General features: G+C 25.4%; 10 protein-coding genes and 1 pseudogene. 4 read left to right on the top strand and 7 right to left on the bottom strand.

All coding sequences use genetic code 11. The annotated features are described in order from the left end of the window. Positions 1–179 precede the first annotated feature (179 nt). A complete protein-coding gene (locus CP960_RS12000; RefSeq protein ID WP_101185725.1) occupies positions 180–1,772 on the top strand; it encodes a L,D-transpeptidase family protein in 1,593 nt (530 codons plus the stop codon). Positions 1,773–1,796: 24 nt separating this feature from the next. Here the strand turns inward: CP960_RS12000 and CP960_RS11995 are convergent, their stop codons facing one another. The 3 genes from CP960_RS11995 to CP960_RS11985 form a co-directional block, all read right to left on the bottom strand. Continuing rightward, entirely contained in the window at positions 1,797–2,000 is a 204-nt protein-coding gene (locus CP960_RS11995) for a hypothetical protein (protein ID WP_101185724.1), read from the bottom strand. A gap of 158 nt (positions 2,001–2,158) precedes the next feature. Beyond that, complete coding sequence (gene era / locus CP960_RS11990; RefSeq protein WP_101185723.1) at positions 2,159–3,043, bottom strand: GTPase Era; 885 nt, start codon at positions 3,041–3,043, stop codon at positions 2,159–2,161. Positions 3,044–3,120: 77 nt separating this feature from the next. Next, positions 3,121–4,635, bottom strand: coding sequence for a YifB family Mg chelatase-like AAA ATPase (locus CP960_RS11985; protein WP_101185722.1), 1,515 nt, complete (start codon positions 4,633–4,635; stop codon positions 3,121–3,123). A gap of 200 nt (positions 4,636–4,835) precedes the next feature. Here CP960_RS11985 and CP960_RS11980 point away from each other — a divergent pair, with 200 nt between their 5' ends. Next, positions 4,836–6,377 carry a methyl-accepting chemotaxis protein gene (locus CP960_RS11980; protein ID WP_101185721.1) on the top strand — a complete coding sequence of 514 codons (1,542 nt, stop codon included), beginning with the start codon at positions 4,836–4,838 and terminating at the stop codon, positions 6,375–6,377. 97 nt (positions 6,378–6,474) lie between these two features. Next, positions 6,475–6,840, top strand: coding sequence for a hypothetical protein (locus tag CP960_RS11975; protein WP_191321641.1), 366 nt, complete (start codon positions 6,475–6,477; stop codon positions 6,838–6,840). An 11-nt stretch (positions 6,841–6,851) separates the two neighbouring features. Here the strand turns inward: CP960_RS11975 and def are convergent, their stop codons facing one another. The 3 genes from def to tig are packed head-to-tail and all read right to left on the bottom strand — an operon-like array spanning position 6,852 to position 9,282. Next, a complete protein-coding gene (gene def, locus CP960_RS11970) occupies positions 6,852–7,367 on the bottom strand; it encodes a peptide deformylase (RefSeq protein ID WP_101185719.1) in 516 nt (171 codons plus the stop codon). A gap of 11 nt (positions 7,368–7,378) precedes the next feature. Further along, a complete protein-coding gene (gene clpP, locus CP960_RS11965; protein WP_101185718.1) occupies positions 7,379–7,963 on the bottom strand; it encodes an ATP-dependent Clp endopeptidase proteolytic subunit ClpP in 585 nt (194 codons plus the stop codon). Positions 7,964–7,980: 17 nt separating this feature from the next. Further along, positions 7,981–9,282, bottom strand: a complete 1,302-nt coding sequence (gene tig, locus CP960_RS11960; RefSeq protein WP_101185717.1) for a trigger factor — start codon at positions 9,280–9,282, stop codon at positions 7,981–7,983. A gap of 91 nt (positions 9,283–9,373) precedes the next feature. On the opposite strand from tig, the gene CP960_RS11955 reads away from it, so the two are divergent. Further along, positions 9,374–11,125 (top strand): VWA domain-containing protein, encoded by a 1,752-nt coding sequence (locus CP960_RS11955; protein ID WP_101185716.1) that lies wholly within the window; start codon positions 9,374–9,376, stop codon positions 11,123–11,125. A gap of 10 nt (positions 11,126–11,135) precedes the next feature. On the opposite strand, the pseudogene CP960_RS13790 reads toward CP960_RS11955, so the two are convergent. Then, positions 11,136–12,132, bottom strand: a pseudogene (locus CP960_RS13790) (hypothetical protein); the annotation flags it as partial.

Raw genomic sequence — 12,132 nt, 5'->3', positions numbered from 1 at the left:
CACCCATATTAAGAAGTAATATTGCTTTTTTCATACTTTATAACTCCACTAATTTTTCATATTTTAATTGTTTTTTTTGAATTATTGTAGTTGTTATTTGTTAATTAATAATTGTTAATAAACTCATTTATAAGTATAGTTATGATAAAAATTATTTTACCAAGTAAGAAAGTTGATTAATGAAAAAGTTTTTAATTATAATATTATCATTTTTTTCATATCTTTATTCAAATAGTTTAAAAGATGAAATAAAACTAATAAATAGTAGTAATAAAACTATTTTACAAGAGTATTATAAATTCAATAACTACAATTATTATTGGATTAGTAAAGAGTCCAAAATAAAGCCAATTGCTTACTCTTTAATAAATAGTATAGAAAAAGATATACTTCTTAAACCTTATAAAAATAGAATTTTTAATATGAATAAAATTTACTCTATTCTAAAAACACAACAATTTACTCAAATTGAGATTGAACTTACACTACTTTTTGAAAAATATGCAAGTTTTTTAAATAAGAGCATTATTAATATAAATAGATTTGATTCTTTAATAAAAAAACAAAATCAAAAAATCACATGGCAAAAGTATCCACTAAAAAATAGTAAAGTTAAACTTTTAAATTATCTTAGTAAAACTAATAGTTTTGAAAGATTTAAAGAAATTTATAAACTAACTTTTCCTAACTCTATGCAACTTGTCTATGAACTTAAAAAACTCGAAGAGATGAAAGAAAAAGGTATTAAGTTTTTAAAACTTGACTCATCTACTATTTTAAAACTTAATCATAATAATCAAGCAGTTGAAAACTTAAGAATTAGACTCTATCAAGAAGGGTTTAAAAATTCATTAGATACAAATAATTTAAGAGTTTTTGATAAAAAATTAGAAAATATTATAAAAAAATTCCAAAAAAGATATGGATTAAAAGTTGATGGTGAAGTTGGTAAAAATACTTATAGGTACTTAAATCTATCTTTAGAAGATAAAATCGAAAAAATAAGATTAAATATACAAAGATTAAAATGGCTTCCTAAAACATTGGGAGATGAGTTTTTTATAGTAAATATTCCTGAGTTTAAGTTAAAACTTTATGAAAATAAGAATCTAAAATTAAGTATGAGTGTAGTAGTAGGAGAGAAAAACTTTCCTACTTCAATTTTTAGTAATAGAATCTCAAATATTGTTTTAAATCCTTACTGGAGAATACCAAAGTCTATTGTTAAAAAAGATATTTTGCCAAAGCTTGAAAAAGACAAAAAATATTTAGAAAAAATGGGTATTAATCTACATGAAAATTGGGAAGAAGACTCTTTTACATATGATAGCAAATATATAGATTGGTCATACTACTTAAATAACAATATGGATTTGCCCTTTAGATTTATTCAACAGCCAAATGAAAAAAATCCTTTAGGAAAAATTAAATTCTCTTTTCCTAATGCCCATGCCATATATCTTCACGATACACCTAAAAAAAACTTTTTTAATTATAACAAAAGAGCATTTTCTCATGGTTGCATAAGAGTTGAAAAACCTATTGTGTTATTAAAAAATATTTACGAAATTGAAAATAATAAAGAAGAAATAAAAAGTGCATTAAAGACAATCCAATCTAAAAATAAGCAAAAAATCACTTTAAAAAACTCTATTCCAATACATATTGTATATTTAACTGCATGGATAGATGAAAAAGGTAATTTACAAATAAGAGATGATATATATGGACTTGATAATATCCAAAAAAAAGCTATTGATTATAGTTTATAAAATTAATACCCGAAGGTATTAATTTTAATAATCTTCATCGTCGTCATAACCATATTCATCGTTATATTCATCATAATCAACAGTAAAGATTTTTGGATAACCTAGCTTTTGAAGCTCTTCATCAATATTTTTTTCAGAGAGTCTATTTTTAACTCTTTGCATAATCAAATCAATATGCTCTTCTTCTACGTTATTTGCTCTTAACTCATAAATAATTGATAATTGCACTGTTCTCCTCTTAATTTACACAATCATTAACGCTTTACAAATGTAAAACAAAGTCTCTAATAAATTAGATACACCAAACTAATAAACAATAAATTATAAAATAAGTTTTATTTAAATTACTAATAAAAAGAGAGTTTTTACCATAAATTTTTACATTTTTATAAAGTTACATCATAACCAAGCTCTTTTAAACCTTTTTTATTTTTAGTCCAACCTTTTCTAATTGATACAAAAAGTTCTAAATAGCATTTTTTACCTGTTAATTTCTCTATTTTATGTCTTGCATCCTTACCTATTCTTTTGATAGCTGTTGCACCTTTTCCAATTATCATACCCTTTTGTGTACTTTTTTGAACAATAATTGTTGCTTTTACAACATCAATATGGTCTTTTTCTTGAACTTTTTCAATAAGAACATCAGTTTCATATGGAATTTCATCAGAAATATTTTCAAAAATTGATTCTCTAATAAACTCTTTAAATATATCTCTTAATGTTTCAGTTGTCATAATCTCTGGATCAAAAAGATAAGGATGTTGTGGTAAATGTTTTGTTACCTCATCTAATATATCTGCGTGCGTAGTTGCTTTTTTTATAGAAACAGGAATAATAGCTTCATACTTATTGCTGTATTTTTCATACTCATTCATTTTTTCTAATACTTCATCATTACTTACATTATCTATTTTTGTAAGTAATAAAAGATGTTTAACACTCTTTTTATTTTTTTCTAAAAAGCTTTCATAATGAGTTAATTTATCTGTAACAGGAGCTAAAAAAAGTATTAAATCACAATCACCCATTGCTTTTAATGCTTCATCTAGCATAAATTGATTTAATAACTTTTCAGTTTCATGAAGTCCTGGTGTATCAACAAATATTATTTGATTTTCTTCGTGCATAACAATAATATTTGATCTTTTTCTTGTGGCATTTGCTTTATGTGAAACCATTGCTAGTTTTTCACCAACAAGCCAATTAAGTAGTGAGCTTTTACCTGCATTTGGTCTTCCAACTACAGATACATAACCACATTTTGTCATTGATTCTCCTTAAGCTTTAAAAGCTTATTTATTAATAGCGTATAATACCATTTTTGTTATTAAAGCCTTTAAATATACTATTGCCTTTTTCTATAACTTAATGCCTGCATTAAATCATCTTTTGTAATATTTATATTTTCATTTAAATCTGCTATTGTTCTTGCAACTTTTAATACTTTATTAATACTTCTAAAAGATAATTTATAAGTTTCAATAGCTTTATCTAACAAAACTTTTGAACTATTATCTAAAATACAGTAATTTTTTATATCTTTATCACTTAGTTTGCCATTTAAATCTTTTTGACCTCTTTGCTTCTGTTTTTTAAAAGCTTTTATTACTTTTAAGTGTAAATCTTTTGAATTAAAATAACTACTTTGTTCTATTTTAGGTTCAGACATAACTACATATAAATCAATTCTATCAAGTAGCGGTTCAGATAGTCTATTTTTATATCGTTGAATCTCTAAATCACTACATCTACAATCTTTATTAGTTGAAAGTAAATTCCCACAAGGGCAAGGATTCATAGCACTTATAAATAAAAACTTTGTATCATAAACTACTTTTGAATTTACTCTACTAATCAAAACTTTATAATCTTGTAAAGGCTCTCTTAATGCTTCTAAACTACTTTTTGTAAAGTGAGGCAATTCATCAAAAAAGAGTATTCCATTATTAGAAAGTGCAATCTCTCCTATTTTAGCACTATTTCCACTACCTCCACCAAAGATAGAAGATTTAGTGGAACTATGATGAGGAGAACGAAAAACTCTTAAAGGGGTAAAATCTATTGGTTTCATCTCAATAGATTGTAGTTTTGCTTGCTCTAAAATCTCTTCTAAACTCATTGGAGGCATTATGTATTTCATTCTTTTACTAATCATACTCTTACCACAACCCGCACTTCCTTCAAATAGTATATTGTGATTTCCTGCTGCGGCAATTAAAGCAGCTTGTATTGCATATTTTTGTCCTTTTACTTCATTGAAATCCAATTCATAACTATCTACAAAAAAATAAGAAATATTATCGACTATTAACTTTTTATAATTAAAATCTTCACTTTCAAATTTAAACTTTAATTTATTGTTTAGTTTAAAAAACTGCATAGCCATATCTAAATTATCTACACAATAGATATTTATGTTTGGTATTTTAGAGAGCTTTTTTGCACTCTCTTTACAAACAAGAACATTTTTTATAAGTTTTTGTTTTGTTAAAGATAAAACAATAGGAAAAATATTGCTACTATCTTTTATTTTACCATCTAAGCTTAATTCTCCAAAAACATAAAAATCTTCAAATTCAACTTTTGTGTCATATAAAGCAATCAATAAAGCTATTGCTAAATCAAAGTGTGTTCCACTTTTTTGTATCTCTGAAGGAGATAAGTTTATTGTTATTTTTTTTGCTGGAAATTTAAACTCATTTGATAAAAGTGCTGATTTAACCCTATCTCTTGACTCTTGAATTATATTAGATGCTAATCCTACAATAGTAAATGATGGTAAGCCATTTGTAAAAGATGCTTCTACATCAACACTTTTTGCTTCAATTGTTTGTAAAGTTGCAGAGTTAATAATCTTCATAATCAACCTATAAATAATTTTTTATATTATTATATTTAATTTTAGTATAAATTTCAAATCAATTTAAAAAAAAGTGTTATAAATATGTATGTTTAAATTAATAATTTATAATTTTTATTATGTATTTTTATTTATATACTCTATTTTTATTAATATTTAATATGATTTGCCTTATATTAAATGAAAAAGGTCAAATTATCATGACACTATTTACATCAAAAGAGAATAAAGCAAAATTAAAAGCTTTAGAAGAAAATTATGCAATAATTCGTTTTAAACCTGATGGAACTATAATAGATGCTAATAAGAATTTTTTAGATACATTGGGATATAAACTTGATGAAATCCAAGGAAAACATCATAGTATTTTTTGCGATAAAAACTATTGCAATAGTAATGAGTATAAAACTTTTTGGAAAAGTTTAAATGAAGGGGAAACAAAAACTTCAGAATTTAAAAGATTTAAGAAAAATAATGAAGCTATTTATATCCAAGCTTCTTATACTCCAATAAAAAATAAAAACCAAGAAGTCTATGAAGTTGTAAAATTTGCACAAGATATAACACAAAGGAAAATTAAAACATTAGACTATACTGGTCAAGTAGAAGCAATTAGTAAATCACAAGCGGTAATTGAGTTTAATATGCAAGGAGTTATATTAAATGCAAATGAAAACTTTTTAAATACTTTAGGTTATAAACTTAGTGAAATTCAAGGAAAACACCATAGTATTTTTTGTGAAGAATCATATAAAAACTCAAAAGATTATAAAGATTTTTGGGCTAAATTAAATAGTGGACAATATGATTCTGGAATCTATTTAAGACTAGGTAAAAATAATAAAAAAGTTTGGATTCAAGCAACATATAATCCAATATTAGATGTTGATAATAAACCATTTAAAGTTGTAAAATATGCCACAGATATAACTAGAAGGAAAAATCTTATTTTTGATATAGATGAAAATGTACAAAAACTTACAGCCTCACTAAACAATCTATCAAGTGCAGCTGATTCTATGTCTAAAGGTGCTCAAATCACAAAAGATGGCTCACAAGAAATCTCAGTATCTATTACTCAAATAAATGAAGCAGTTAATGATGTATCTTCAAAGATACAAACTATGTTAAATTCAATTAAAGAAATATCAATTACTTCTTCAAAAGCAGAAGAGATTACAAAAATTGCACAAGAACAATCAAAAGAGACAACAAATGCTATGATGAAACTAAATGAAGAGTCTGAAAAAATTGGAGAAACAATTACTCTTATAACTCAAATTGCTTTTCAAACAAATATTTTAAGTTTAAATGCAGCAGTTGAAGCAGCAACAGCAGGTGAAGCTGGAAAAGGATTTGCAGTAGTTGCACAAGAAGTAAGAAACCTTGCAAATAGATCTGATGATGCAGCAAAAGAGATTACACAAGCAGTTGAATTAATACAAACTCTTGTAAAAAACTCTTTAGAATCAATAAGTAATATAGATGGTACAATTGAAGAAATAACTTCAATGTCAACTAATATCTCAAGCTCAATGTCTAAACAAGAAAATATATCAAAAGATCTTGCAAATATTGCACAAGAAGCAAGCCAAGGTGTAAATGAAGTAACAAACTCAATGAATAGTGTATCAAATAGTGCTCAAAATAGTGGAGAAAAAGCAAAAGAAACACTAAGTGCAACAAATGAGTTAATAAATGTATCTTCTAAACTTATCTCAATCTTACAACAACTAAAATAAAAAAAGATATTAGTTGAAGTTTTTTAATTAATTCTTTTTTTTATTTTATTAAAATATTTAAAGAGTAATATTTTAAACAAAAAACTAGGAAATAATTATGCCTTTAATTAAGTGTCCAGATTGTGATTATGAGATTCTTTCAAGAATAGGAACGATTTGTCCAAACTGTGGTCATACAGTTAGTTATTTTGAAGGTAACAAAAATAGAAAAAAATATGGGAAATTTTTTGCATTAAGTTTAATAATTCCATTTTTTTCTTTTACTATGATACTTCTTACAGCACCTTTTAAATCTGCACTAACAATTGCAACGATTGTTTATGTAATCTTAGCTTATATCTCTTCACCATTGAGATTTAAGGAGATATTTTTTACAACTTTTGAGAAAATTTTCTTTTGGAGTATTTGGTTAATGTCAAATGCATTGTTAGTTACAATGCTTTATAATCTATTTAATAAGTAAAAAGCTAAAAACTATTTTTTAGCTTTTAGCTTTTTCTTCCACTCTTTTTCAAACTTTTTTCTTTTAGTAATAGATAAATTTTCAATAAATAGATGCCCAGTTAAGTGTTCCATTTCATGTTGCCATGCAACTGCTACAAAATCTTGTGCTTCAACTTTATGTTTTTCTCCATATCTATCAAAGTACTCTACAACAATATGTTGAGCTCTTTTTACTTCTTCACTGAACCCTGGCACACTTAAGCACCCTTCTATATTAACTTGTACACCATCTTTTTCAACAATAACAGGATTTACAGCCTCAATTAAATCCTCTTTGTTTTGAATGTCATTCTCATCTGGAAGACTAATTATCAAAACATTTAATGGAACTGCAACTTGAATAGCAGCAAGTCCAACTCCATTTTCTGAAATCATTGTCTCATACATATCATCTAAAAGAGTATGAAGTTCTTCATCGAAGACCTTCACATCTTTTGATTTTGTTCGAAGTAGCTTATTTGGATACGTTATAACTTCTCTAATCATTGTTTTTATTCTTATTTATGACTTGTTATTACTTTATCAACTAAACCATATGTGCAAGCTTCTTCAGCACTCATAAAGTTATCTCTATCAGTATCTTTTTCAATAACTTCAAGAGGTTGTCCTGTTTGTTCTGAGATAATCTTATTTAAGCTATCTTTCATTCTTTGAATCTCTTTAGCTTGAATTTGAATATCCGTAGCTTGCCCTTGAGCTCCACCAAGTGGTTGGTGAATCATAATTCTAGAATTTGGTAAAGAGTATCTTTTACCTTTTGTTCCAGATGATAATAAAAATGCTCCCATAGAAGCAGCCTGACCTACACAAATAGTACAAACATCAGGCTTTACATAATTCATAGTATCATAGATTGACATACCACTTGTAATAACTCCTCCTGGAGAGTTGATATAAAGATAAATATCTTTTTCTGGATCTTCAGCTTCTAAAAACAGTAGTTGTGCAACCACAGTTGACGCTACTTGGTCATTAATTTCACCACTTAGCATAATAATTCTATCTTTTAGAAGTCTTGAATAAATATCATAACTTCTTTCACCTCTTCCACTCTTTTCAACTACGTATGGTATATAACTCATCTTTTATCCTATGTAAATTATTTTCCTAATTTTTCGTCTAATAATTTAGTAATTACTTTATCTTCAATCATAGACATTTTAATAGCTGGTAGGTATCCAGCTTCTTGATATTGTTTTAATACATCTTGTGGGTTTTGACCCATTTGCATTGCTTCATAATAAATAACTTGTGTTACTTCTTGGTCAGATACATCTACACCTTCAGCTTTTGCTAAAGCATCAACAATAAATGTAGCTTTTACTGATTTTTCTGCATCTTCTCTTAGTTCATCTCTCATAGATTCAACTTTTGATGCATCTTCTTGTAATGCTTTTATTTCATCTTCTGTCATTGTTCTAACTTTGTTATTTAAAGCAAAATTAATCTCTTGATCTATTACAGAAGTTGGTAATGCAAAGTTTAACTCTTCAACTAATTTATCTAAATATGCAGGTTTTAGCTCTTCTCTGTAATATTTACTCATCTCAGCATTTTTAAGTTGCTCTTTAATTTTCTCTTTTAAAGTATCAACAGTTGCTTCTTCTTCATTTGGTAACATTTTTTTAGCAAACTCATCATCAATTTCTGCTGGAACTTTTTCTTGAATTTCATGTAAAGTTACTTTGAATACAGCTTCTTTACCAGCTAATTCCTCTGATTGATATTCTGCTGGGAAAGTAACAGTTACATCTTTTTGCTCTTCATACTTCATACCAACAATTTGCTCTTCAAATCCAGGAATAAAAGAACCTGAACCAATCTCTAATGGATATTTTTCAGCCTTACCACCTTCAAAAGCAACACCATCAACAAATCCTTCAAAATCAATAACAGCAAAATCACCATCTCTTACCATTCTTTTTCTTTTGATTTTTTGTAAAGGTGCAGAAGATTTAGCCATTTCATCTAATCTTTCAGCAATCTCTTTTTCATCAATATCTTTATCTTCAACTTCAGGGATTAATGCTTTATAATCACCTAAATCAACTTCTGGTTTACAAGCAATTTTAATTTCAACATCAATATCACCGTCATCTTTTTTATCAAATTTAGTTACTGATGGCTCACCTACTAAATCTTCATTTTTAATATTTAACTCTTCTAAAGATTTTGTTAAAATATCTCTTAATGCATCACTTTCAGCATCTTGTTGTAACTTATCAGCATATCTTTGCTTTACAATAGACACAGGAACTTTACCTTTTCTAAAACCTTGAATATCAAGTGTCTTAGCAGCTTGTTTAGCTACCTTGTCTAAATTTTTTTCAATTAAGTCTTTTGATACTGTTGCAGTTACTACTGCATTAGCTTCATCAACTTTTTGTACGTTAAATTCCATTAAATCTACTCCGAAAATATAATTTTGTGCGATTTTATCTAACTATTACTAAAGCTTTAATAAAATTAGTTTTCCAAAAAGGAGTAAAAAGTTGCAATTTTTATACCCAAATGTACTATTTTTTATGTTAATTCCTACAATTTTACTAGCTTTTTTTATCACAACAAATAAAAAAAGCATAGAAAAGTTCTTTACAAAAGAAGCCATTAACAAGCTTACAGTAAACACAAAATTCATGAATCAAAATACTAGAAATATTTTGCTATTTATTGCTGTAATTTTAATGCTTATTGCTTTAGGAAGACCTGTAATCGAACCAAAAGAACAAAAAATTAAACAAGAATTAATCTCTTATACAATTGCTTTAGATGTATCAAAATCTATGCTTGCAAATGATATAAAACCAAATAGACTAACCCTTGCAAAAAATAAACTTTTAACACTATTGAATTTATCAAAAGATAAAGCTGTATCTATAATACTTTTTTCAAACTCTTCATTTATTTTATCACCTTTAACTAAAGATATAGATTCATTAAAACAAATTGTTTCAAGAATAGATGAAAAATATACTTTTGATAATGGTTCAAATTTACAAGTAGCTATAAAAAGTGCTACTAAACTTTTAAAAACAGTACCAACTAAAAACTTAGTAATTTTAACTGATGGAACAGATAAAAATAGTTTTGAAGAAGAGATAAATTTAGCAAATGAATCAAATTTAAATATATATACTATTTCAACAGCTACAAAACAAAGAACTCCTATAAAATTGAATAATGATGAATTTTTAAGTGATGAAAATGGTAATATAGTAACTGTTGCATTAAATGAAAATATTAAAAAACTTAGTCTATCTACAGGGGGCGCATACATAAATTATACTATTGATAATTATGATGTTAATAGTATTATGAAAACCATAGAAAAAAACTCAACTAAACAAAATAGTTCATCAAAAAAATTTAAAGTTTATACTGAATTATTCTATTATCCTTTAGGTTTAGCATTAATTATCTTACTTATTGCTTTTTCATCGCTTCCTAAAAAAAGTAGGTATTTACCTTTTATCTTACTTTTAATTTTACCTTATGATATAAAAGCATCAATTACTGATTTTAAAACAATTACTAAAGCACAAGATGCATATGAAAAAAAAGATTATAAAATTGCAGAAAAAGAGTTTAAAAAAGTTGCAAAAACTCCTCAAGCTTACTATAATCTAGCAAACTCACTTTATAAGCAAAATAAATTTAAACAAGCATTAGAAAACTATAGAAAAGTGGTAACTTCAGATGATAACTTAGAGTTTAAAAAACTTCATAATATGGGAAATAGTTATACAAAGTTAAATAAATTAGAAGATGCCCTTAGAAGCTATGAAAAAGCTCTTAAAATAAAACAGGATAAACAAACAAAACAAAATTTAGAAATTGTAAAAGAAGCCTTAAATAAACAAAAAAAACAAGATTCTAAAAATAGTGATAATAAAAATAGCAAAAATAATGATAATGAAAAAAATAATAAACAAAATTCTAAACAAAATCAAAGTGCCAAAAATAAAAAGGATGAAAAAAACACTTCTTTAAAAAATTCTAAAAATAAAGAAAAAAAAGAAAGCAAAGAAAAGAAAAAGAACAAAGAAAATAAAGAAATTAAAAATGAACAAAAAAATGCAAAAAATAACATAAAGAATAAAGAAAAAAAATCTCAAATATCAAAAATAAATGAAAATGAAATTTCAAACAGAGAAGAGAAAAAATGGCTAAGACAATTAGAAAAAAAAGAGATTGAAATCTTTCTAAAAAAAGATGAACAAGCAAAAGAAAAGACAAAATGGTAGAAAAAACCTACTATTTTAGTCTTTGTTCTATTTTTTGTGGGATTTTATTTGTTTTATTTAATTTTTTCATTAAATATACATACTTTTTATAAGCTTTTTTTGCTTTAAATTTATTATAACTATCCCAATAAGCATCTCCTAAATTATAATAAGCAACTACTCTTTTAGGATAAGATTCTATAACTTTATTAAGTAAATATATTGCTTCATCATTTTTTCTTTTTTCTTGTAAATAGTAAGCAATATTATTATATAAAGTAACTGTTTTATTATTAATAGGTATATTATTAATTAGTTTCCAAAAATATATTAAATCATAATTTTTTAGTTCTCTTCTTGATTTTAATTGTATCTCTTTTTCTAAATCTTTTAATAATTTTATTCTATTTATATTTTTAAACTCATCATCTAAAGATACATCTTTTACAAGTTTTTGAAAATAGTTCAAATTATAACACTCTTTTATTAACTCTTTATAGTAGTTTGTATTAAAGTACTCCTCTTGAAGTTTTTTAAAAAATTCACCATATCCCTCTACTACATATTTTTTATAATCCTCTTTACTAAAATAGTAAAGCCTATCAAATACATAAGAGTTATAAACTTCATTATAATTCTCTTTTCTACTATTTTTCAAGTCATATAAAGCCAATTCATTTTTAGCTAAGGCATATATAACTTTTGCTTTAAACTCTTGTTCTTTTGCATTTTCTAAAGCCTTTTTATAATGTTTGATTGATGTTTGAATTCTTCTTTTTTCAAGCTGTAAACTTTTAAAGTTATAACTACTTTTATAAATAGTTGTTAGTTTTGCAGAATTTCCAAAATAACTAAGATTATAAATTCCTGTTGCATATTCATAATTTGCCAATACATCATTTGGTTTATTTTGAAGTGTTTTTTTTAGATTTAACAACTTAGTTAAAACATCTTTTATACTCTTTTCATACTGTTTACCATCTCTGTTATTACCTCTAATAGAGTTATGAAAAATATTAAAAGTTACT

It is taken from the genome of Malaciobacter halophilus (assembly GCF_002837275.1).
Classification (GTDB): Bacteria; Campylobacterota; Campylobacteria; order Campylobacterales; family Arcobacteraceae; genus Malaciobacter; species Malaciobacter halophilus.
This window is presented reverse-complemented; position numbering and strand designations above follow the sequence as displayed.

Excerpts from the sequence above, each read along its gene's own strand:
- clpP (WP_101185718.1), bottom strand. The coding sequence starts at position 7,963 with ATGAGTTATATACCATACGTAGTTGAAAAGAGTGGAAGAGGTGAAAGA.
- def (WP_101185719.1), bottom strand. The coding sequence starts at position 7,367 with ATGATTAGAGAAGTTATAACGTATCCAAATAAGCTACTTCGAACAAAA.
- CP960_RS11975 (WP_191321641.1), top strand. The coding sequence starts at position 6,475 with ATGCCTTTAATTAAGTGTCCAGATTGTGATTATGAGATTCTTTCAAGA.
- CP960_RS11985 (WP_101185722.1), bottom strand. The coding sequence starts at position 4,635 with ATGAAGATTATTAACTCTGCAACTTTACAAACAATTGAAGCAAAAAGT.
- era (WP_101185723.1), bottom strand. The coding sequence starts at position 3,043 with ATGACAAAATGTGGTTATGTATCTGTAGTTGGAAGACCAAATGCAGGT.
- CP960_RS12000 (WP_101185725.1), top strand. The coding sequence starts at position 180 with ATGAAAAAGTTTTTAATTATAATATTATCATTTTTTTCATATCTTTAT.
- CP960_RS11980 (WP_101185721.1), top strand. The coding sequence starts at position 4,836 with ATGACACTATTTACATCAAAAGAGAATAAAGCAAAATTAAAAGCTTTA.
- tig (WP_101185717.1), bottom strand. The coding sequence starts at position 9,282 with ATGGAATTTAACGTACAAAAAGTTGATGAAGCTAATGCAGTAGTAACT.